Consider the following 20,199-nt stretch of genomic DNA (forward strand, 5'->3'; position numbering starts at 1 on the left):
CAGGTAATGATCCTGATCACGTTTCGTCACCTTCATTATTACTCTCAGGCTAACGATTCTGTTCCAGGCTTAATTGATGGCTTTATCACCAGAGAGCACACTTAACTCAGCGTTAAGCAAATCTAAAGATGTGCTGAATCAGGAGGTTAACAATGTTATCAGGGCAAACGCCAGCCCGGAGCTGGAATACGCGTCGCACTGAAAAAGCGCGCCGCCTGGCTTCCGTCCCGGTGCAGGGCAAGGTACTGCCAACAGGCGACCTTGTCGCCATGCTGGAAAAACTGATCGCCCCAGGCGACAAAGTAGTACTGGAAGGGAATAACCAAAAGCAGGCAGATTTTCTTTCACGAATGCTCGCCGAAGTGAACCCGCAAATCGTTCACGACCTGCATATGATTATGCCGAGCGTCGGTCGTAGCGAGCATCTGGATATTTTTGAGAAGGGCATCGCCCGCAAACTCGACTTCTCTTTCTCCGGTACGCAAAGCCTGCGTATTTCGCAGCTGCTGGAAGACGGGCAGCTGGAGATTGGTGCCATCCACACCTACATCGAGCTTTACTCCCGCCTGTATGTTGATCTGTCGCCAAACGTGGCGCTGATTGCCGGTTTTAAAGCGGACCGTAAAGGGAACCTCTATACCGGTGCCAGTACCGAGGACACCCCGGCGCTGGTCGAAGCCGCCGCCTTCCACGACGGCATCGTCATCGCGCAGGTGAACGAGCTGGTGGACGACGAGTGCGATCTGCCGCGCGTGGATATTCCCGGCTCCTGGATTGATTTCGTGGTAGTGGCTGACAAGCCGTTCTTTATCGAACCGCTGTTCACCCGTGACCCGCGTCTGATTAAGCAGGAACATATCCTGATGGCGATGATGGCCATCAAAGGCATCTATGCAGAACACCAGGTCCAGTCGCTGAACCACGGTATCGGCTTCAACACCGCCGCCATTGAACTCCTGCTGCCTACCTACGGTGAACAGCTCGGCCTGAAAGGCAAAATCTGTAAACACTGGACCCTGAACCCGCATCCAACGCTGATCCCGGCTATCGAAAGCGGTTGGGTGGAGAGCGTGCACTGCTTCGGCGGTGAGCTGGGTATGGAAGAGTACATTCGAGCCCGCCCTGACATCTTCTTTACCGGTGCCGACGGCTCCATGCGCTCTAACCGCGCCTTCTGCCAGCTGGCAGGCCAGTACGCGGTGGATATGTTCATTGGTTCAACGCTCCAGGTTGATGGCTATGCCAACTCCTCAACCGTCACCCGCGGTCGTCTTTCCGGCTTCGGCGGCGCGCCAAACATGGGGCATGACCCGCACGGTCGTCGCCATGCCACCCCGGCCTGGCTGAACATGATCACTGAACCCGATCCTATGCAGCGCGGTAAAAAGCTGGTGGTGCAGATGGTCGAAACCTTCCAGGCAGGTGTGAAACCGACCTTTGTGGAAAAACTCGACGCCGTTGACGTGGCGAAAGCCTCCGGTATGCCGCTGGCACCCGTGATGATCTATGGCGATGACGTTACCCACGTGCTGACAGAGGAGGGGATTGCTTACCTCTACCGCGCAAAAGATCTTGAGGAGCGTCGTGCCATGGTCGCGGCCGTCGCGGGTATTACCGATATCGGTCTGGGTGTGGACGCCAAACGTGTCGCGGAGCTGCGCCAGAGCGGCAAAGTGGTTTACCCGGAAGATATGGGGATCCGCCGCACTGACGCCACTCGCTCTCTGCTGGCGGCGGGCAGCGTGTCCGACCTGGTGGAATGGTCGGGCGGTCTGTACAACCCACCTGCGAAATTCAGGAGCTGGTAATGAAACTTCTCCCCCGGATCCAGGTTGAAGGCGGTGCCGAATGGCTGGCGCGAACCGCCACGCAGTGTCTGATTGACGAAGCGCGACTAAGCCCGAAACCCGGTCTGGTGGACAGCCGGGGGAACGGCGCGCATCACGATTTATCCCTCGCTCTGATGGAGCGTTCGGCGCACAGCCTGACCCCCACGTTTCAGGCGCTGGCGCTGCAAAGCTGGCAGCGTCCGGCCGATATCGCGCTACGGCAGACCGTGGGTCGGCTGGGGCGCGAAGGTGAGCAGCAGATGATGGCCGCTACCGGCGGGGTGAATACCCACCGTGGCGCTATCTGGGCGCTGGGATTATTAGTCAGCGCCGTGGCGATGCTCGGCGGCAATGGGAAAGCCCGGGCGGTAGCCGATACCGCCGCGCAGCTGGCGAAACTGCCGGATGATGCCGCCCCGAAAGTGTTCAGCAAAGGGCTGCGCGCCACGCACCGTTATCGGGTGCCAGGCGCGCGCGAAGAGGCGCAGCAGGCGTTTCCGCACATTATGCAGCGGGCACTGCCACAGCTTCGCCTGAGCCGACTCAATGGCGGTACAGAAGCCCATGCCCGGCTCGATGCATTGATGGCGATCATGGCCTCTCTCACCGATACCTGCGTGCTCTCCCGCGCCGGTATGGCGGGGCTGGACGCCATGCAGAGCGGCGCCCGCGCGGTGTTAGCCGCTGGCGGCACCGCTCACCCTGAAGGGCAACGCATCTTAGCCGTATTAGACAAACAAATGCTCTTGCTCAATGCCTCACCGGGCGGCGCGGCCGACCTGCTGGCCGCCACGCTGTTCCTTGACCGCATTGAGACGCCTTATTTAGCGAATTAAGAGGATGTTATGGAAAAAATTACATTAACTCTGCCTGCCAGCCGTACCCTTAGCGGCAAAGCGCTGGCAGGCGTTGTTGGCTCCGGGGATATGGAGGTGTTATTCACCGCCGACCAGGGCCAGACGCTGGCGATTGACATCACCACCTCCGTCGATAACAGCCGTAGCCGTTGGGATGCGCTGTTCAACAGATTGCAGACCGTCAGCAGCCTGCCGGCGGGCAAACTGACCATCCACGACTTCGGCGCCACGCCGGGCGTGGCACGCATTCGTATCGAACAAGTCTTTGAGGGGGTGAGCCATGCGTGATGACAGCAGCTTTATCGAATTAAAAGCTCGCCAGCGTGCGCAGGCCCTGCTCGACGAGGGCAGCTATCGCGAACTGCTGGATCCCTTTGAAGGGATTATGTCTCCGTGGCTGGGGCCACAGGGAATTGTGCCGCAGGCCGATGACGGCATGGTGGTGGCAAAAGGCACCATCAACGGTAAACCCGCGGTCGTGGTCGCCATCGAAGGTGCGTTCCAGGGCGGCAGCATGGGCGAAGTTTCAGGTGCCAAAATGGCGGCGGCGCTGGAGCTGGCGGCGGAAGATAACCGCAACGGCATTCCAACCCAGGCGGTATTGAGCCTGGAAACCGGCGGCGTTCGTTTGCAGGAGGCGAACCTCGGTCTGGCGGCGATTGCCGATATTCACGCCGCGATTGTCGACCTGCGCCGTTATACCCCGGTCATCGGCATTGTGGCCGGTACCGTCGGCTGCTTCGGCGGGATGTCCATTGCGGCAGCGCTGTGCAGCTATCTTATCGTCACCCGTGAAGCGCGTCTGGGGCTGAACGGCCCGCAGGTTATCGAGCAGGAGGCGGGTATTGAAGAGTACGACTCCCGCGACCGTCCGTTTATCTGGAGCATGACCGGGGGCGAAATCCGCTATGAAAGCGGACTGGTCGATGCGCTGGTGGGCGACGGTGTGAACGCGGTAAAAGCGGCGATGAACGACGCGATTGCGAAAGGCGTGCCGGCAAAACACCGCACCGATAATTACGACTGGTATCTCGAACGCCTGACCCACTTCGACACCCGCAAACAGGCGGATACCGAACAGATTCACGCGCTCTTTGCCCGGGAGGTGAAATGATGAGTACTTCAATTAGCCGTGGTGCGCTGTGGCTGGAAACCCTTGCTCCAAATGCCAGCCGTCTGGAAGGGCTTTGCCCGTCGGTTCAGGCGGCGGACGGCGAGCTGAATGGCGAAGCGGTGCGCTTTGTCGCCGTAGTACCTGATGCGAACAACCACTATCCGCGTGCGGCGCGAGGTGAAGTCGGTCTGCTGGAAGGCTGGACGCTGGCCAAAGTGGTGAGTGAAACCGTCGCGGCCGATGCTGACAAACCGGTTAAACGCCCGATTGTGGCGGTGATCGACGTGCCGAGTCAGGCTTATGGCCGTCGTGAAGAGGGGTTTGGTATTCACCAGGCGCTGGCCGGTGCCGCTGCAGCCTATGCTAACGCGCGGCTGGCGGGCCATCCGGTGATTGGCCTTATCGTCGGTAAAGCGATGTCCGGGGCGTTTCTGGCCCACGGCTATCAGGCCAACCGGCTGATCGCCTTTAACGACCAGGGCGTGTTAATCCACGCGATGGGCAAAGAGTCTGCCGCGCGCATCACGCTTCGTACTGTCGATGCGCTGGAAAAGCTGGCGGCAACGATCCCGCCCATGGCGTATGACATCAGTAACTACGCGACACTGGGACTGCTGGAAAACCTGCTGGATATCAGCAACCCGGACGCCCCTTCATCCCTCGATCTGGCGCTGGTGAAAACCACCCTGCAACAGGCCATTGATGACGCTCGCCGCGATCCGACGCTGAAAAGCCGTCTGGGTGCCGACAACCGTCATAGCTCTGCTCTGGTACGCGAACGTATGCGCGCCAGCTGGTAATACCGAAAAAATAAAAGACCTGCCAGATGCATGCCCGTGGGCGCACCCGTTGCGCCCACGCGGGAACCTGCATCCTGAAAATAATAACCATCGCGTCAGTGCTTAAACTTCTTTTTTACAGGTGATTTATGACTTATGTGATTGTTCATGCCCTTGCCCCCATTTTTGTCATCATGCTGCTCGGCTTCTGGGCCGGTAAAGCGAAAATGGTGGATAACAAAAATGTGTCTCTGCTTAATATCTTTGTGATGGATTTTGCGCTGCCCGCCGCGCTCTTCAGCGCCACGGTGCAAACGCCCTGGACAGGTATCATTGCCCAGTCGCCGCTGATTCTGGTCCTGACCCTGGCGATGTGGATCACCTACGCGGCAATCTACTTCCTCGCCACCAAAGTCTTTAAAAAATCCCCACAGGACGCCGCCGTGCTGACCCTGACCGTGGCGCTGCCAAACTATGCCGCGCTGGGCCTGCCGATTCTGGGCAGCGTGTTGGGCGAAAGCCCGGCGACCTCGCTCTCGGTGGCGGTCTCCATTGCCTGTGGTTCCGTACTGATGACGCCGTTCTGTCTGCTGATTCTGGAGCGTGAAAAAGCGCGCGCCGAAGGGAATAACTCCGGCTCAACGCTCTCTATGCTGCCGGTACTGATGTGGCGCTCGATTAAAAAACCTATCGTGATGGGCCCGCTGCTGGGTGTGATTTTGTCAGCGATTGGCATCAAAATGCCGGATCTGGTTCTCGCGGCGATTAAACCGCTGGGGCTGTCCGCCACTGCGGCGGCGCTGTTCCTGACCGGGGTGATTCTGTCGGCACGTAAGCTGCAGATCAACACCATGGTGATCACCTCTACCATTGCCAAGCTGCTGATCCAGCCTGCGATTGCCTGGGGTATCGTTTTAATCTTCGGTCTGCACGGTTCGGTAGCGATCACCGCGATCCTGATGATTGCCCTGTCTGCCGGTTTCTTTGGCGTCGTGTTTGGTAACCGCTTTGGCGTACAGTCCCCGGATGCAGAAGCCGTGCTGCTGTTAAGCTCCGTCCTGTGTATCCTGTCGCTGCCGCTGTTTATCTCGCTGACTTCAGGAATGTAATCATGACCACAACATTACGCCCGCACGACTTAATCTGGCTCACCGCGCGTGACGCGCTGGAAGGCATCACCGAATCCTGGGTGGATGCGGTCTGGCACACCGGATTGCCGGTGGTGGTGCGGCGTGATGTTGATAGCGAAGGCCGTATCCCCGTTGGCGTGCGCGGATTGCGCCGCGACCAGCGGGCGGCCGGATGGGTGAAGCCAGAACGCGTAACGCGCGTGGTTTCGCCCGAATCGCTGAGCGTAACGGCCGAGCTGCTACGCTCACCCTTTGTGACGCAGCCACCCGTTCAGGTGGCGCTGCAACTTTCTCAGCAGCCGTGGCCGTGGGCGTGGGGCATTACCGGCAGCACAGGCTACGCGCTGGCGACCGGCATTCCGGTTATCCATGCCGACAGCGATCTCGACCTGCTGATCCGCGCTCCGCACCCAGTCTCCCCCGACGCGTTTGCCGCCTGGCAAGCCCAGCTTAGCCGCGCGCTGTGCCGGGCAGACACGCAGGTGGATACGCCCGAGGGCGGCTTTGCGCTGGCGGAATGGCTGCGCGACGGCAAAACGCTGCTGAAAACCCGCCGCGGGCCACGTCTGGTGACGGACCCGTGGCACAGGGAGGCGTGATGAAAATACTGTTTACTTTTCCGGGGCAGGGCACACAGCATGAAGGCATGCTGCAAAACCTGCCGGGCACTGAACTGGCGCAGGCGCGCGAGGTGTTGGGAGCGGAGGTTGATACGCTGGATAGCGCAGCTTCGTTATCCCATACCCGCGCGGTGCAGCTTTCGCTACTGATAGCCGGTGTCGCCTGGGCGCGCGAGCTTGAGCGACGCGGCGTGACGCCGGATATCGTCAGCGGGCTGTCCATTGGCGCATACCCGGCGGCGGTTATTGCGGGCGCGCTGGACTTCACCGACGCGCTTAGGCTGGTCGCGCTGCGTGGCGACCTGATGGAGCAGGCCTATCCGCACGGCTATGGCCTGACGGCGATTATGGGCTTGACCCTGCCGCAAGTGGAACAGCTTATCGAAGGTACCGGCACCTATATCGCCAACCTGAACGCCGAAACGCAGATTGTGATCGCCGGTGCCGATGACGGCATGGCGCAGGTCGCCGAGCGTGCGCTGGCGAAAGGGGCGAACAAAGCCAAACGACTGACGGTCAGCGTGCCGTCGCACTGCGCGCTGCTGGCGGAACCGGCGCAAAAACTTGTCGAGGCGTTCAGCCGGGTCACGCTCTCTCGTCCCCGCTGCGCATACCTGAGCGGCAGCACCGGCCGCGTGCTGTGGCAGCCGGAGAAGATCGCCGACGATCTGGCGATGAATATGGCCCGCACCGTACGCTGGCAGGAGGCGGTGATTGCTGCTAACGAGCGTGAAGCGCGGCTGGCTATTGAGATGCCGCCCGGCGGCATATTGACCTGCTTAACGCGTCAGGCGGCCTGGGAAGGGGAGTCAGTCTCTCTGGAACGAAGCGGGATTGATGTCGCGGTGCATTTGGCGCGGCGTCTTAAGGATTAGCGTTCTGCTCAAGGCGGCGGGCGTACATGCGGCCTTCCGCCGCCAGCGCCCGCAGGCCTGGATCCTGCTCGCGGTTGCGGGCAAAGACGATGGCGATCAGCTGTTGCATCTGATACGGCTGCGCCAGCTTCAACAGCTGCACCGAGTTTTCATACACTTTCTTCATCCTGCCCGGCATCAGCGTAAAGCCGACACCCGCCTGCACCAGGCTCAGCATCGAGAAAATATCATTCACCCGGGTGACGATCTCCGGCTCGAATCCGGCGATATGAAACGCCTCCTGAAACCCGGCGTAGGTGGCAAAGCCCTCGGCGAGAGCCACGAATTTCTGATTTTTATAGTCGCGTAAATCCGCCAGCGCTTCGGTATTCAGCTGCGCCGAGGCGGGAGCGGCAAGAAAGATATCGTCGTGGAACAAGGGCAGCACTTCGAGGTGATTGCGGTCAATTTCGCTTTCAGAGAGGGAGATGAGAATGGCATCCAGCGAGCCTTCATCCAGCATGTGTAACAGAGTCTCGTTGGATCCCATGGTGAGATCCATCTCCAGATCCGGGCGGCGCAGCTTCATGCCCATAATTAACTGCGGAACCGTCTCGAGCGTCAGGGAGTAGAGCGTCCCAACCCGCAGACGGCCCTGACCAACGCCGGCCGTTTTGCGCGCCTCTTCCAGCCCGCGCTCCATGACCTGCATCACCTCCTGGCAGTACTCAAGCAGCGTCCAGGCAGCGGGCAGGGCAATCAGATTACGGCCTTTGTGCGTGAACAGCGGACAGCGAACGTTCTCTTCCAGGGTATGCAAGGCGCGATGGACGCTGACCCCACTGAGGTTCAGCACCTCAGCAGCACGGGCAATATTGCCCGTCTCCATAAATGTCATGAAGATGCTAAGTTTGCGAAATGTAATTTCGCTGGTCAGGTCAGGTATCATCGCCCCTCCACCGGGTCAGTCGCTCTGGAGCATCCCTTCGAGCTGTTCCTGCGCGTCCAGCCAGGCCATTTCACACTCTTCAAGGCTGGATTTGGTTTTGGCCTGTATTTGCAGGCACTCGGTTAGCTCGGCTTTGCGCGACTGGTCATACAGACCGCTGTCGCCCAGCTTCTCTTCTACGGCCTCAAGCGTGGCGTTGAGCTTCTCCATCTCTTTTTCCAGACGGGTGATCTCTTTACGCAGCGGCTGGGTTTGCGTGCGCAGCTCCGCGTCGCGTCGCTTCTGGTCTTTACGCGCCTGGGCGCTGTTGGCGTTATCTTTGGCCCCTTCCGCAGGCTGGCTTTCCTGCTTCTGCACGTCGCTCAGCCACTGCTGGTAATCTTCCAGATCGCCGTCGAAAGGCTCCACTTTGCTGTCGTGCACCAGATAAAGATCGTCAGTGGTGGAACGCAGCAGGTGCCGGTCGTGCGAGACCACCACCAGCGCGCCTTCGAATTCGATTAAGGCTTCGGTCAGGGCCTGGCGCATGTCCAGATCCAGGTGGTTAGTTGGTTCATCGAGCAGCAGCAGGTTCGGACGCTGCCAGACGATGAGGGCCAGCACCAGACGCGCTTTTTCGCCGCCGGAGAAGCGCCCGGTATTCTCGGTCACTTTATCGCCCTGGAAGCCGAAGCCACCCAGGTAGTCGCGCAGCTTCTGCTCCATCTCCTGTGGTGCCAGACGCGCCAGGTGCTGCAGCGGCGATTCATCCGCGCGTAAATATTCCAGCTGATGCTGGGCGAAGTAGCCCAGCTTAATGCCCTTCGCCAGACCAATATCGCCGCGGACCGGGGCCAGTTCACCCGCCAGTAGCTTAATGAGGGTGGATTTACCGGCACCGTTGCGCCCGAGCAGACCGATACGGGAACCCGGAACCAGGTTGAGCTTAATGGAATCAAGAATGATGCGGTCACCATAACCAGCGCTGACCTTTTCCATCTTCAGCAGAGGGTTAGGCAGGCTTTCCGGCGCCCGGAAGCTAAAGTGGAACGGGTTGTCGACGTGTGCCGGGGCAATCATCTCCATACGTTCCAGCATCTTGATACGGCTCTGGGCCTGTTTGGCTTTGGAGGCTTTGGCCTTGAAGCGATCGACAAAGCTTTGCAGATGCGCCACCCGCTGCTGCTGGCTTTCGTACATCGCCTGCTGCTGGGAGAGTCGCACCGCGCGCTGGCGCTCAAACGAGCTGTAGTTGCCGGTGTATTCGAACATCGACTCCTGTTCGATATGAATAATTTTGTCTACCACCGGGTCGAGGAAGTCACGGTCGTGAGAGATCAGGATCAGCGTGCCCTGATAGCTCTTCAGCCACTTCTCCAGCCAGATGACGGCATCCAGATCGAGGTGGTTAGTCGGTTCATCGAGCAGCAGCAGATCGGAGCGGCAGATCAGCGCCTGGGCCAGGTTAAGACGCATGCGCCAGCCACCGGAGAAGTCGCTAACCGGACGTTCCAGCTGTTCATTGCTGAAACCCAGACCGTGCAGAAGCGTGGAGGCGCGGGAGCGGATAGTCCAGGCGTCGATGGCGTCGAGTTTGCCGTGGACGGTGGCAATCGCGTGGCCATCGTTGCGTTCGTTGGCGGCATTAAGTTCAGCTTCCAGTTTGCGGTACTCCCGGTCGCCGTCAATAACATAGTCCATTGCCGGTACGCTCAGCGCGGGCGTCTCCTGGTTCACCCAAGCCAACTGCCAGTTGCCAGGGTAGGTAAAGTTACCGCCGTCGGCACTGATCTCGTTTTTCAGCAATGACAGTAACGTGGATTTACCGCAGCCGTTTTTGCCCACCAGGCCTACTTTCTGGCCCGGGTTAATGGTGGCTGTAGCGTTGTCCAGCAGGACGCGTACGCCGCGACGAATTTGTAATGAGGAGAAAACAATCATAGAGCGCCGTATGTTCCGACTATGTTAAGTTGTCATTATAATCAGGTTAAATGTGCCGCCACGCGCCGCGTGGGTGTGCCATGGTAGCCCAAAATAACAGTGATGACGACCCGGGAGAGGAATGATGTCCCAGACAGCAAAAGTGCTGCTGCTGTATGCCCATCCAGAGTCTCAGGACTCGGTCGCTAACCGGGTTTTGCTCCAGCCGGCATTACGGCTCAGTAATGTAACGGTGCACGATCTCTACGCGCACTACCCCGATTTTTTTATCGACATCCCTTATGAGCAGGCGCTGCTGCGCGAGCACGACGTCATTGTGTTCCAGCATCCGCTTTATACCTACAGCTGCCCGGCGCTGCTGAAAGAGTGGCTGGACCGCGTGCTGAGCCGGGGCTTTGCCAGTGGGGTGGGAGGAAACCAGCTGGCGGGAAAGTACTGGCGGAACGTTATTACTACCGGCGAGCCGGAGAGTGCGTATCGTCACGATGGGCTTAACCGCTATTCGATGAACGATATCCTGCGCCCGTTCGAGCTGACGGCGGCCATGTGCCACATGCACTGGCTAAGTCCGATCATTATCTACTGGGCGCGTCGGCAGCATCAGGATGAGCTGGCCAGCCATGCCAAAGCCTACGGTGACTGGCTGGCTGCACCCAATCTGACGGGAGGCCACTGATGGAGGGTTCCGATCTGTTGCTGGCGGGCGTGCTGTTTCTGCTCGCCGCCGTGGTGGCGGTGCCGCTGGCTTCGCGACTGGGTATTGGCGCGGTGCTCGGCTATCTGCTGGCGGGTATCGCCATTGGCCCCTGGGGGCTGGGGTTTATCAGTGATGTGGACGAAATCCTGCACTTCTCGGAGCTGGGTGTCGTCTTTCTGATGTTTATTATCGGCCTGGAGCTGAACCCGGCAAAGCTCTGGCAGCTACGGCGTTCCATCTTCGGCGTGGGTGCTGCCCAGGTTATCGGTAGTTCGGTGATCCTCGGCGGCCTGCTGATGCTGGCTCAGTTCTCCTGGCAGGCGGCGGTGGTTGGCGGGATTGGGCTGGCGATGTCCTCAACCGCCATGGCGTTACAGCTGATGCGCGACAAAGGCATGAACCGCAACGAAACGGGGCAGCTGGGTTTCTCCGTGCTGCTGTTTCAGGATCTGGCGGTGATCCCGGCGCTGGCCCTGGTTCCGCTGTTGGCGGGATCAGGCGACGAGCATTTCGACTGGATGAAAATCGGCATGAAGGTGCTGGCCTTTGGCGGCATGCTGGTGGGCGGACGTTATCTGCTGCGTCCGGTGTTCCGCTTTATTGCGGCGTCCGGGGTGAGGGAAGTGTTTACCGCCGCCACGCTGCTGCTGGTGCTGGGTTCGGCGCTGTTTATGGATGCGCTGGGGCTATCGATGGCGCTGGGAACCTTTATTGCCGGCGTACTGCTGGCGGAAAGTGAGTACCGGCACGAGCTGGAAATTGCCATCGACCCGTTTAAGGGGTTGCTGTTAGGGCTGTTCTTCATCTCGGTTGGCATGGCCTTGAATCTTGGCGTGCTTTACACCCATATCCTGGCCGTATTGCTGGGCGTTGCGGTGCTGATCGCCGTCAAAATGCTGGTGCTGTACGTGCTGGCGCGGGTATACGGTCTGCGTTACCCGGAGCGTGCGCAGCTTGCCGGGGTGCTGAGCCAGGGGGGAGAGTTCGCTTTTGTGCTCTTCTCCACAGCATCGTCCCAGAGATTGTTCCAGCATGACCAGATGGCGCTGCTGCTGGTGACCGTCACGCTGTCAATGATGACCACACCGTTGTTAATGAAGCTGATCGATAAGCGGCTTTCCCGACGCCTGAATGCACCGGAAGATGAACATGAAGCGCCCTGGGTGGATGATGATAAACCGCAGGTCATTGTGGTGGGCTTCGGGCGCTTTGGGCAGGTGATTGGCCGCCTGCTGATGGCGAATAAAATGCGCGTGACGGTGCTGGAGCGTGATATCAGCGCGGTTAACCTGATGCGCAAGTACGGTTACAAGGTCTATTACGGTGATGCCACTCAGGTGGAACTCCTGCGGTCGGCCGGGGCAGAAGCAGCGGAGTCGATTGTTATCACCTGTAATGAGCCGGAAGACACCATGAAGCTGGTGCAGATCTGCCAGCAGCATTTTCCGCATCTGCATATCCTGGCGCGAGCGCGCGGGCGTGTAGAGGCACATGAGCTGCTCCAGGCCGGGGTAACGCAATTTACCCGTGAGACCTTCTCTAGTGCGCTGGAGCTGGGGCGCAAAACGTTAGTGACGCTGGGTATGCATCCGCATCAGGCCCAGCGCGCGCAGTTACATTTTCGCCGTCTGGATATGATGATGCTGCGCGAGTTGATGCCGGTGCATACCGACACGGTGCAAATTTCCCGGGTGCGGGAAGCGCGCCGCGAGCTGGAAGAGATCTTCCAGCGTGAGATGCAGCAGGAGCGTCGGCAGCTGGACGGCTGGGATGAATTTGAATAACGAGGTAGAGAATGGCGGTACGTAAACGCTTTATCGCCGGTGCGAAATGCCCGGCCTGTCAGGCTCAGGATACTCTGGCCATGTGGCGAGAGAATAATATCGATATTGTTGAGTGTGTTAAGTGCGGACACCAGATGCGTGAAGCGGATAAAGAGGTTCGCGAGCATGTTCGCAAAGAAGAGCAAGTGATAGGGATTTTTCATCCCGACTAGCGATATGCCCTGAGTTTTTTTAAGCTAAAGGGTACACGGGTGCAGATTTCCGTTACAATCTGCGCCAGCAATTTTCCCACGCTCAGGAGATATCATGAAAGTAGCAAAAGACCTGGTGGTCAGCCTGGCCTATCAGGTACGTACAGAAGACGGTGTGTTGGTTGATGAGTCTCCGGTGAGTGCGCCGCTGGACTACCTGCACGGTCACGGTTCCCTGATTTCCGGTCTGGAAAACGCGCTGGACGGTCACGAAGTTGGCGACAAATTTGACGTTGCTGTAGGCGCAAACGACGCTTACGGTCAGTACGATGACAACCTGGTGCAGCGCGTTCCTAAAGACGTGTTCATGGGCGTTGACGAACTGCAGGTTGGCATGCGTTTCCTGGCTGAAACTGACCAGGGTCCGGTTCCAGTAGAAATCACTGAAGTTGAAGATGACCACGTTGTGGTTGATGGCAACCACATGCTGGCTGGCCAGAACCTCAAGTTCAACGTTGAAGTGGTTGCAATCCGCGAAGCCACCGAAGAAGAGCTGGCTCACGGCCACGTTCACGGTGCGCACGGCCATGACCACGATCACGGTCACGATGGTTGCTGCGGCGGTCACGGCCACGATCACGACCATGGTCACGACCACGGTAAAGGTGGTTGCGGTAATGGCGGTTGCGGTTGCCACTAAGCTTCACGGCTTCAGGCACAAAAAAGCGGGATTAATCCCGCTTTTTTTACGTCTCAATAGTGAGGCGGCGGCGTCTCTTCTGACTGTGACGCAATGTGCGATGACTGCGACGCTTTCACTTTTTCGGTTAACAGACGCAGCAGATCCCGCAGTTTGGCCATTTCCAGCTCGTGGGCCGTTACGGTCTGATTTAGCTCATCGATGGTGATCTCCTGAAAAGCCAGTCGGCTTTCAAGTTCAGCCAGTCGTGCTTCCATATCGTTATCCTGCATGATTCACCTCGTTGGTCTTGTTTAGCCCGTCCGGGGCTTGCGGCGGCGGATTTTACCCGAGATTATCCTCACGCGCAGTAAACATCCCTGCGCTAAGAAACTAATTTAAACAAAAATAGTCTGAAATGTGGTGCTAATCAGAGGCGTCTACCTGTAGATTTGTTCCTCAACGTTTTATAGTACGCTTCTCATTTACGCTTAATACGGGGTGAGAGTCCCCGGCCCTGGAGAAATGGATGAAATCACTGTTTAAAGTAACGCTGCTGGCGACCACGATGGCCGTCGCTCTGCATGCGCCGCTGACTTTCGCTGCCGATACTGCAGCAAAGCCTGCTGCGACTGCTAACAGCAATGCGGCGTTCAAAAATGACGACCAGAAATCAGCCTACGCACTGGGCGCATCTCTGGGCCGTTACATGGAAAACTCTCTGAAAGAGCAAGAAAAACTGGGCATCAAACTGGATCAGGCGCAACTGATCGCCGGTGTTCAGGATGCCTTTGCTGATAAGAGCAAACTGTCAGACCAGGAAATCGAGCAAACTCTGCAGGCTTTCGAAGCGCGCGTGAAAGGCGCAGCGCAGGAGAAGATGGAGAAAGACGCGACCGAGAACGAAACGAAGGGTAAAGCTTACCGTGACGCTTTCGCTAAAGAGAAAGGCGCGAAAACCTCTGCTACTGGCCTGGTCTACAAAGTAGAGAAAGAAGGTACCGGCGACGCGCCGAAAGACAGCGATACCGTAGTTGTGAACTACAAAGGTACCCTGACTGACGGTAAAGAGTTCGATAACTCTTACACCCGTGGTGAGCCGCTCTCCTTCCGTCTGGATGGTGTTATCCCGGGCTGGACTGAAGGCCTGAAGAACATCAAGAAAGGCGGTAAAATCAAGCTGGTCATCCCACCGGATCTGGCCTACGGCAAAACTGGCGTCCCGGGTATCCCGGCTAACTCCACGCTGGTATTCGATGTAGAGCTGCTGGACATTAAGCCAGCGCCGAAAGCGGATGCTAAGCCGGACGCGAAGCCAGAAGCGTCAGCAGAAGCCACCAAGAAGTAAATCGGTAACAACCGCCGCCCCTGAAGCGGCGGTTTTTTATTATGGTGCAGATATAATTAACACTGGAAGCGCTAACTACGCTGTATTAATTTAGTTGCCCGTGTAAATAATGAGCCTGCCCTGAAAACTTACCGACAGGCTCCTGAAAAGGAGTGTTTTTTTCATGACCAGGTCGCTTTTAACCAACGAAACCAGCGAACTTGATTTGCTGGATCAGCGTCCTTTCGATCAGACCGATTTCGATATTCTGAAATCCTACGAAGCGGTAGTGGACGGGTTAGCGATGCTCATTGGGTCCCACTGCGAAATCGTATTGCACTCCCTGCAAGATCTGAAATGTTCTGCCATCCGCATTGCCAATGGTGAGCATACTGGCCGTAAAATTGGCTCGCCAATCACCGACCTTGCACTGCGTATGCTGCACGACATGACCGGTGCGGACAGCAGCGTCTCAAAATGTTATTTCACCCGCGCGAAGAGCGGTGTCCTGATGAAGTCCGTGACGATTGCCATCCGCAACCGCGATCATCGGGTGATTGGCTTGCTGTGCATCAATATGAATCTCGATGTGCCGTTCTCCCAGATCATGAACACCTTTATTCCGCCAGAAACACCGGATGTTGGATCTTCTGTTAACTTTGCCTCCTCGGTTGAAGACCTCGTCACCCAGACGCTGGAATTCACCATCGAAGAAGTCAATGCCGATCGCAATGTGTCCAACAATGCCAAGAATCGCCAGATCGTGCTTAACCTCTACGAGAAAGGCATTTTTGATATCAAAGATGCGATTAACCAGGTAGCGGATCGTCTCAATATCTCTAAACACACGGTGTATCTCTATATCCGTCAGTTTAAAAGCGGCGATTTCCTGGGGCACGAGAAGTAATGCGTTTCGCGTTAATGGTGACAGGCCCGGCTTACGGTACGCAGCAGGCCAGCAGTGCGTTGCAATTTGCGCGCGCGCTGCTTGCCGCCGGACACGAGCTGGTCAGCGTCTTTTTTTATCGGGAAGGTGTCTATAACGCCAACCAACTGACGTCTCCTGCCTCTGATGAGTTTGATCTGGTGCGTGCATGGCAATCGCTAAACCAGCAGCACGGGGTTGCTCTGCACATCTGTGTGGCGGCGGCGCTCCGTCGTGGCGTAAGCGATGCGAACGAAGCACAGCGCCTGGGCCTGCCAACTGCCAACCTTAATGACGGCTTTTCACTGAGTGGCCTCGGGGCGCTGGCCCAAGCCGCATTAACCTGCGACCGAATGGTGCAATTCTGATGAACCGCGTGGCTTTTGTTTTTTCCTCTGCTCCGCATGGCAGTGCCGCCGGAAGGGAAGGGCTGGATGCGTTACTGGCGACTTCAGCACTGACGGAAGAGATCGGCGTATTTTTTATCGGCGACGGCGTGTTCCAGCTGCTTACCGGCCAGCAGCCGCAAGTCGTGCTGGCGCGTGACTACATCGCGACCTTTAAAGTTCTGCCGCTGTATGACATAGAGACGTTTTACGTTTGTGCCGCCTCCCTGCAGGCGCGCGGTCTGAATGAAAACACGCCCTTTGTTCTCGACGCCACGGTGGTGGAGCCAGAGGTACTGCGTGAACATCTCTCCCGGTTCGACACTATCCTGACATTCTGAGGCCGTCATGCTCCATACTCTGAGCCACTCTCCCTGGCACTGCGACATCGAAAGTCTGTTAAGAATGGTGCGTGAAGGCGACGCCCTGCTGCTTATCCAGGATGGCGTTCTGGCGGCGGTAGAGGGCAGTCGCTTTGTTGATCTTCTCAATAATGCCCCCATCTCTGTCTCTGCGCTTAAAGATGACATCGAGGCTCGCGGCCTGGCTGGTCAAATTTCAGCCAGTATTGACGTGGTTAGCTATACTGATTTCGTTAATCTGGTTGTCCAGCACGCTGGCCAAATGAACTGGTGATGTGAGATCGCTGTATATTTCTTGACACCTTTTCGACGTAGCCCTAAAATTTCGCGTCCTCATATTGTATGAGGTCGTTTTATTACGTGTTTACGAAGCAAAAGCTAAAACCAGGAGCTATTTAATGGCAACAGTTAACCAGCTGGTACGCAAACCACGCGCTCGCAAAGTTGCAAAAAGCAACGTGCCTGCGCTGGAAGCCTGCCCGCAGAAACGTGGTGTATGTACTCGTGTGTATACCACCACTCCTAAAAAACCAAACTCCGCACTGCGTAAAGTCTGCCGTGTGCGTTTGACTAACGGTTTTGAAGTGACTTCCTACATCGGTGGTGAAGGTCACAACCTGCAGGAACACTCCGTGATCCTGATCCGTGGCGGTCGTGTAAAAGACCTTCCGGGTGTTCGTTACCACACCGTTCGTGGTGCGCTTGACTGCTCCGGCGTTAAAGACCGTAAGCAATCTCGCTCTAAGTACGGCGTGAAACGTCCTAAGGCTTAATGGTTCTCCGTTAAGTAAGGCCAAACTGATTTATCTTAATGTCACACTAAACTCTTAGAGTTTTGGACAATCCTGAATTAACAACGGAGTATTCCCATGCCACGTCGTCGCGTCATTGGTCAGCGTAAAATTCTTCCAGATCCGAAATTCGGATCAGAACTGCTGGCAAAATTTGTAAATATCCTGATGGTAGATGGTAAAAAATCTACTGCAGAAGCAATCGTATACAGCGCGCTTGAGACCCTGGCTCAGCGTTCTGGTAAAAATGAACTGGAAGCTTTCGAAGTCGCTCTCGACAACGTTCGCCCGACTGTAGAAGTTAAGTCCCGCCGCGTTGGTGGTTCTACTTATCAGGTTCCAGTTGAAGTTCGTCCGGTTCGTCGTAATGCTCTGGCAATGCGTTGGATCGTTGAAGCTGCTCGTAAACGCGGTGATAAATCCATGGCTCTGCGTCTGGCGAACGAACTTTCTGATGCTGCAGACAACAAAGGTACTGCAGTTAAGAAACGTGAAGACGTTCACCGTATGGCAGAAGCCAACAAGGCGTTCGCACACTACCGTTGGTAATCCCTTCGGAGTATTAGTCACCAGGCGGGCGCTTCAGCGAAGCAGCCCGCTTTGGGTTACTTAACTGAACGCCTAAAAAGATAAACGAGGAATCAAATGGCTCGTACAACACCCATCGCACGCTACCGTAACATTGGTATCAGTGCGCACATCGACGCCGGTAAAACCACTACTACCGAACGTATTCTGTTCTACACCGGTGTAAACCATAAAATCGGTGAAGTTCACGACGGCGCCGCTACCATGGACTGGATGGAGCAGGAGCAGGAGCGTGGTATTACCATTACCTCCGCAGCGACTACTGCATTCTGGTCTGGTATGGCTAAGCAGTATGAACCGCATCGCGTAAACATCATCGACACCCCGGGGCACGTTGACTTCACCATCGAAGTAGAACGTTCCATGCGTGTTCTGGATGGTGCGGTAATGGTTTACTGCGCAGTTGGTGGTGTTCAGCCACAGTCTGAAACCGTATGGCGTCAGGCAAACAAATACAAAGTTCCGCGCATCGCGTTCGTTAACAAAATGGACCGTATGGGTGCTAACTTCCTGAAAGTTGTTGGTCAGATCAAATCCCGTCTGGGCGCGAACCCTGTTCCGCTGCAGCTGGCAATTGGTGCTGAAGAAGGTTTCACCGGCGTAATCGACCTGGTGAAAATGAAAGCCATCAACTGGAACGAAGAAGACGCAGGCGTAACCTTCACCTACGAAGATATCCCAGCAGACATGCAGGACCTGGCTGACGAATGGCACCAGAACCTGATCGAGTCCGCAGCGGAAGCTTCTGAAGAGCTGATGGAAAAATACCTGGGTGGTGAAGAACTGACTGAAGAAGAGATCAAAAAAGCTCTGCGTCAGCGTGTTCTGAACAACGAAATCATCCTGGTAACCTGTGGTTCTGCGTTCAAGAACAAAGGTGTTCAGGCGATGCTGGATGCAGTAGTTGACTACCTGCCATCCCCGGTAGACGTTCCTGCGATCAACGGTATCCTGGACGACGGTAAAGACACGCCGGCTGAGCGTCACGCAAGTGATGAAGAGCCGTTTGCTGCTCTGGCGTTCAAAATCGCTACCGACCCGTTCGTAGGTAACCTGACGTTCTTCCGTGTGTACTCTGGTGTGGTTAACTCCGGTGACACCATCCTGAACTCCGTGAAAGCTGCACGTGAGCGTTTCGGTCGTATCGTACAGATGCACGCGAACAAACGTGAAGAGATCAAAGAAGTTCGTGCGGGCGACATCGCTGCTGCTATCGGTCTGAAAGACGTGACTACTGGTGACACCCTGTGTAACCCAGATCACCCAATCATTCTGGAGCGTATGGAGTTCCCAGAGCCGGTAATCTCTATCGCCGTTGAGCCGAAAACCAAAGCTGACCAGGAAAAAATGGGTCTGGCTCTGGGCCGTCTGGCTAAAGAAGACCCATCATTCCGCGTATGGACTGATGAAGAATCTAACCAGACCATCATCGCTGGTATGGGTGAACTGCACCTGGACATCATCGTTGACCGTATGCGTCGTGAATTCAACGTTGAAGCTAACGTAGGTAAACCTCAGGTTGCTTACCGTGAAGCGATTCGTCAGAAAGTTTCCGATGTTGAAGGTAAACACGCTAAGCAGTCCGGTGGTCGTGGTCAGTATGGTCACGTTGTGATCGACATGTACCCACTGGAGCCAGGCTCTAACCCGAAAGGTTACGAGTTCATCAACGACATTAAAGGTGGTGTGATTCCTGGTGAATACATCCCTGCCGTTGATAAAGGCATCCAGGAGCAGCTGAAGTCTGGTCCACTGGCTGGTTACCCGGTAGTAGACATGGGTGTTCGTCTGCACTTCGGTTCTTACCATGACGTTGACTCCTCTGAACTGGCGTTTAAACTGGCTGCTTCTATCGCCTTTAAAGAAGGCTTTAAGAAAGCGAAACCAGTTCTGCTTGAGCCGATCATGAAGGTTGAAGTAGAAACTCCTGAAGAGAACACCGGTGACGTTATCGGTGACTTGAGCCGTCGTCGCGGTATGCTGCGTGGTCAGGAATCTGAAGTAACTGGCGTTAAGATCCACGCTGAAGTTCCGCTGTCTGAAATGTTCGGATATGCAACTCAGCTGCGTTCTCTGACCAAAGGTCGTGCATCATACACCATGGAATTCCTGAAGTATGATGATGCGCCGAACAACGTTGCTCAGGCCGTAATTGAAGCCCGTGGTAAATAATCCACAGGATTAAAACCTAAGTCCCGTGCTCTCTCCAAAGGGGAGAGCACTATAGTAAGGAATATAGCCGTGTCTAAAGAAAAATTTGAACGTACAAAACCGCACGTCAACGTTGGTACTATCGGCCACGTTGACCACGGTAAAACTACTCTGACCGCTGCAATCACTACCGTTCTGGCAAAAACCTACGGTGGTTCTGCTCGTGCATTCGACCAGATCGATAACGCACCAGAAGAAAAAGCTCG

24 protein-coding genes are annotated in these 20,199 nt (G+C 56.4%); 21 read left to right on the top strand and 3 right to left on the bottom strand.

The annotated features are described in order from the left end of the window. Window positions 1–152: 152 nt before the first annotated feature. The 8 genes from mdcA to mdcH all read left to right on the top strand — a co-directional run bounded on the left by mdcA (window position 153) and on the right by mdcH (window position 7,204). Window positions 153–1,808, top strand: coding sequence for a malonate decarboxylase subunit alpha (gene mdcA, locus ABIE02_RS20830; RefSeq protein ID WP_032614760.1), 1,656 nt, complete (start codon window positions 153–155; stop codon window positions 1,806–1,808). Beyond that, entirely contained in the window at window positions 1,808–2,665 is an 858-nt protein-coding gene (locus ABIE02_RS20835) for a triphosphoribosyl-dephospho-CoA synthase (protein ID WP_144839894.1), read from the top strand. The genes mdcA and ABIE02_RS20835 overlap by 1 nt, the downstream gene beginning before the upstream one ends. Window positions 2,666–2,674: 9 nt before the next feature. Beyond that, complete coding sequence (gene mdcC / locus ABIE02_RS20840; RefSeq protein ID WP_059307063.1) at window positions 2,675–2,974, top strand: malonate decarboxylase acyl carrier protein; 300 nt, start codon at window positions 2,675–2,677, stop codon at window positions 2,972–2,974. Further along, a complete protein-coding gene (locus ABIE02_RS20845; protein ID WP_059307064.1) occupies window positions 2,967–3,800 on the top strand; it encodes a biotin-independent malonate decarboxylase subunit beta in 834 nt (277 codons plus the stop codon). The genes mdcC and ABIE02_RS20845 overlap by 8 nt, the downstream gene beginning before the upstream one ends. Further along, entirely contained in the window at window positions 3,800–4,600 is an 801-nt protein-coding gene (gene mdcE, locus ABIE02_RS20850; RefSeq protein ID WP_032614754.1) for a biotin-independent malonate decarboxylase subunit gamma, read from the top strand. Before ABIE02_RS20845 ends, mdcE begins: the two co-directional genes overlap by 1 nt. A 128-nt stretch (window positions 4,601–4,728) precedes the next feature. Further along, complete coding sequence (locus ABIE02_RS20855) at window positions 4,729–5,688, top strand: AEC family transporter (RefSeq protein WP_032614752.1); 960 nt, start codon at window positions 4,729–4,731, stop codon at window positions 5,686–5,688. 2 nt (window positions 5,689–5,690) lie between these two features. Further along, window positions 5,691–6,308, top strand: a complete 618-nt coding sequence (locus tag ABIE02_RS20860) for a malonate decarboxylase holo-ACP synthase (RefSeq protein WP_144839892.1) — start codon at window positions 5,691–5,693, stop codon at window positions 6,306–6,308. After that, window positions 6,308–7,204 (top strand): malonate decarboxylase subunit epsilon, encoded by an 897-nt coding sequence (gene mdcH / locus ABIE02_RS20865; protein WP_059307068.1) that lies wholly within the window; start codon window positions 6,308–6,310, stop codon window positions 7,202–7,204. The genes ABIE02_RS20860 and mdcH overlap by 1 nt, the downstream gene beginning before the upstream one ends. Here the strand turns inward: mdcH and ABIE02_RS20870 are convergent. Together ABIE02_RS20870 and ABIE02_RS20875 are read right to left on the bottom strand one after the other, a co-directional pair. Further along, entirely contained in the window at window positions 7,194–8,132 is a 939-nt protein-coding gene (locus ABIE02_RS20870) for a LysR family transcriptional regulator (RefSeq protein WP_032614746.1), read from the bottom strand. The genes mdcH and ABIE02_RS20870 overlap by 11 nt on opposite strands. Before the next feature lie 15 nt (window positions 8,133–8,147). Continuing rightward, window positions 8,148–10,052 carry an ABC transporter ATP-binding protein gene (locus ABIE02_RS20875; RefSeq protein WP_059307069.1) on the bottom strand — a complete coding sequence of 635 codons (1,905 nt, stop codon included), beginning with the start codon at window positions 10,050–10,052 and terminating at the stop codon, window positions 8,148–8,150. Window positions 10,053–10,176: 124 nt separating this feature from the next. Here ABIE02_RS20875 and kefG point away from each other — a divergent pair, with 124 nt between their 5' ends. From kefG to slyD, 4 genes are all read left to right on the top strand, one after another. Beyond that, a complete protein-coding gene (gene kefG / locus ABIE02_RS20880; protein WP_072250907.1) occupies window positions 10,177–10,728 on the top strand; it encodes a glutathione-regulated potassium-efflux system ancillary protein KefG in 552 nt (183 codons plus the stop codon). Then, a complete protein-coding gene (kefB, locus tag ABIE02_RS20885) occupies window positions 10,728–12,533 on the top strand; it encodes a glutathione-regulated potassium-efflux system protein KefB (protein WP_059307070.1) in 1,806 nt (601 codons plus the stop codon). The genes kefG and kefB overlap by 1 nt, the downstream gene beginning before the upstream one ends. Before the next feature lie 11 nt (window positions 12,534–12,544). Then, a complete protein-coding gene (locus tag ABIE02_RS20890; RefSeq protein ID WP_032614738.1) occupies window positions 12,545–12,745 on the top strand; it encodes a YheV family putative zinc ribbon protein in 201 nt (66 codons plus the stop codon). A 94-nt stretch (window positions 12,746–12,839) separates the two neighbouring features. Next, window positions 12,840–13,424, top strand: coding sequence for a peptidylprolyl isomerase (gene slyD / locus ABIE02_RS20895; RefSeq protein WP_032614736.1), 585 nt, complete (start codon window positions 12,840–12,842; stop codon window positions 13,422–13,424). Window positions 13,425–13,477: 53 nt separating this feature from the next. Here the strand turns inward: slyD and ABIE02_RS20900 are convergent, their stop codons facing one another. After that, on the bottom strand, window positions 13,478–13,696 hold the full coding sequence (locus ABIE02_RS20900) for a protein SlyX (RefSeq protein ID WP_032614734.1): 219 nt from the start codon (window positions 13,694–13,696) through the stop codon (window positions 13,478–13,480). A gap of 236 nt (window positions 13,697–13,932) precedes the next feature. Here ABIE02_RS20900 and fkpA point away from each other — a divergent pair, with 236 nt between their 5' ends. The 9 genes from fkpA to ABIE02_RS20945 all read left to right on the top strand — a co-directional run. Further along, window positions 13,933–14,751 (top strand): FKBP-type peptidyl-prolyl cis-trans isomerase, encoded by an 819-nt coding sequence (gene fkpA, locus ABIE02_RS20905; protein ID WP_032614732.1) that lies wholly within the window; start codon window positions 13,933–13,935, stop codon window positions 14,749–14,751. A gap of 163 nt (window positions 14,752–14,914) precedes the next feature. After that, window positions 14,915–15,637 carry a helix-turn-helix transcriptional regulator gene (locus ABIE02_RS20910; RefSeq protein ID WP_032614730.1) on the top strand — a complete coding sequence of 241 codons (723 nt, stop codon included), beginning with the start codon at window positions 14,915–14,917 and terminating at the stop codon, window positions 15,635–15,637. After that, entirely contained in the window at window positions 15,637–16,023 is a 387-nt protein-coding gene (gene tusD, locus ABIE02_RS20915; protein WP_103793239.1) for a sulfurtransferase complex subunit TusD, read from the top strand. The genes ABIE02_RS20910 and tusD overlap by 1 nt, the downstream gene beginning before the upstream one ends. Then, window positions 16,023–16,382 carry a sulfurtransferase complex subunit TusC gene (gene tusC, locus ABIE02_RS20920; RefSeq protein ID WP_077226875.1) on the top strand — a complete coding sequence of 120 codons (360 nt, stop codon included), beginning with the start codon at window positions 16,023–16,025 and terminating at the stop codon, window positions 16,380–16,382. The genes tusD and tusC overlap by 1 nt, the downstream gene beginning before the upstream one ends. Window positions 16,383–16,389: 7 nt before the next feature. Beyond that, window positions 16,390–16,677 carry a sulfurtransferase complex subunit TusB gene (gene tusB / locus ABIE02_RS20925; protein ID WP_077226876.1) on the top strand — a complete coding sequence of 96 codons (288 nt, stop codon included), beginning with the start codon at window positions 16,390–16,392 and terminating at the stop codon, window positions 16,675–16,677. Between the two features lie 124 nt (window positions 16,678–16,801). Continuing rightward, window positions 16,802–17,176 carry a 30S ribosomal protein S12 gene (rpsL, locus tag ABIE02_RS20930; protein ID WP_003023654.1) on the top strand — a complete coding sequence of 125 codons (375 nt, stop codon included), beginning with the start codon at window positions 16,802–16,804 and terminating at the stop codon, window positions 17,174–17,176. Window positions 17,177–17,272: 96 nt separating this feature from the next. After that, entirely contained in the window at window positions 17,273–17,743 is a 471-nt protein-coding gene (rpsG, locus tag ABIE02_RS20935) for a 30S ribosomal protein S7 (RefSeq protein WP_004106370.1), read from the top strand. A gap of 96 nt (window positions 17,744–17,839) precedes the next feature. Next, a complete protein-coding gene (fusA, locus tag ABIE02_RS20940; RefSeq protein ID WP_032614724.1) occupies window positions 17,840–19,954 on the top strand; it encodes an elongation factor G in 2,115 nt (704 codons plus the stop codon). Between the two features lie 69 nt (window positions 19,955–20,023). Continuing rightward, a partial coding sequence (locus ABIE02_RS20945) for a GTP-binding protein (RefSeq protein ID WP_016831079.1) occupies window positions 20,024–20,199 on the top strand: 176 nt, incomplete at its 3' end.

The organism is Leclercia sp. 1548, assembly GCF_050435045.1.
Taxonomy (GTDB): Bacteria; Pseudomonadota; Gammaproteobacteria; order Enterobacterales; family Enterobacteriaceae; genus Enterobacter; species Enterobacter adecarboxylatus.

Coding starts and splice junctions, on each gene's coding strand:
- tusB (WP_077226876.1), top strand. CDS start 16,390: ATGCTCCATACTCTGAGCCACTCTCCCTGGCACTGCGACATCGAAAGT.
- tusC (WP_077226875.1), top strand. CDS start 16,023: ATGAACCGCGTGGCTTTTGTTTTTTCCTCTGCTCCGCATGGCAGTGCC.
- ABIE02_RS20900 (WP_032614734.1), bottom strand. CDS start 13,696: ATGCAGGATAACGATATGGAAGCACGACTGGCTGAACTTGAAAGCCGA.
- slyD (WP_032614736.1), top strand. CDS start 12,840: ATGAAAGTAGCAAAAGACCTGGTGGTCAGCCTGGCCTATCAGGTACGT.
- mdcC (WP_059307063.1), top strand. CDS start 2,675: ATGGAAAAAATTACATTAACTCTGCCTGCCAGCCGTACCCTTAGCGGC.
- ABIE02_RS20845 (WP_059307064.1), top strand. CDS start 2,967: ATGCGTGATGACAGCAGCTTTATCGAATTAAAAGCTCGCCAGCGTGCG.
- mdcH (WP_059307068.1), top strand. CDS start 6,308: ATGAAAATACTGTTTACTTTTCCGGGGCAGGGCACACAGCATGAAGGC.
- kefG (WP_072250907.1), top strand. CDS start 10,177: ATGTCCCAGACAGCAAAAGTGCTGCTGCTGTATGCCCATCCAGAGTCT.
- mdcA (WP_032614760.1), top strand. CDS start 153: ATGTTATCAGGGCAAACGCCAGCCCGGAGCTGGAATACGCGTCGCACT.
- ABIE02_RS20860 (WP_144839892.1), top strand. CDS start 5,691: ATGACCACAACATTACGCCCGCACGACTTAATCTGGCTCACCGCGCGT.
- tusD (WP_103793239.1), top strand. CDS start 15,637: ATGCGTTTCGCGTTAATGGTGACAGGCCCGGCTTACGGTACGCAGCAG.
- ABIE02_RS20870 (WP_032614746.1), bottom strand. CDS start 8,132: ATGATACCTGACCTGACCAGCGAAATTACATTTCGCAAACTTAGCATC.
- ABIE02_RS20855 (WP_032614752.1), top strand. CDS start 4,729: ATGACTTATGTGATTGTTCATGCCCTTGCCCCCATTTTTGTCATCATG.
- fkpA (WP_032614732.1), top strand. CDS start 13,933: ATGAAATCACTGTTTAAAGTAACGCTGCTGGCGACCACGATGGCCGTC.
- rpsL (WP_003023654.1), top strand. CDS start 16,802: ATGGCAACAGTTAACCAGCTGGTACGCAAACCACGCGCTCGCAAAGTT.
- ABIE02_RS20835 (WP_144839894.1), top strand. CDS start 1,808: ATGAAACTTCTCCCCCGGATCCAGGTTGAAGGCGGTGCCGAATGGCTG.
- ABIE02_RS20910 (WP_032614730.1), top strand. CDS start 14,915: ATGACCAGGTCGCTTTTAACCAACGAAACCAGCGAACTTGATTTGCTG.
- mdcE (WP_032614754.1), top strand. CDS start 3,800: ATGAGTACTTCAATTAGCCGTGGTGCGCTGTGGCTGGAAACCCTTGCT.
- kefB (WP_059307070.1), top strand. CDS start 10,728: ATGGAGGGTTCCGATCTGTTGCTGGCGGGCGTGCTGTTTCTGCTCGCC.
- ABIE02_RS20890 (WP_032614738.1), top strand. CDS start 12,545: ATGGCGGTACGTAAACGCTTTATCGCCGGTGCGAAATGCCCGGCCTGT.
- fusA (WP_032614724.1), top strand. CDS start 17,840: ATGGCTCGTACAACACCCATCGCACGCTACCGTAACATTGGTATCAGT.
- rpsG (WP_004106370.1), top strand. CDS start 17,273: ATGCCACGTCGTCGCGTCATTGGTCAGCGTAAAATTCTTCCAGATCCG.
- ABIE02_RS20875 (WP_059307069.1), bottom strand. CDS start 10,052: ATGATTGTTTTCTCCTCATTACAAATTCGTCGCGGCGTACGCGTCCTG.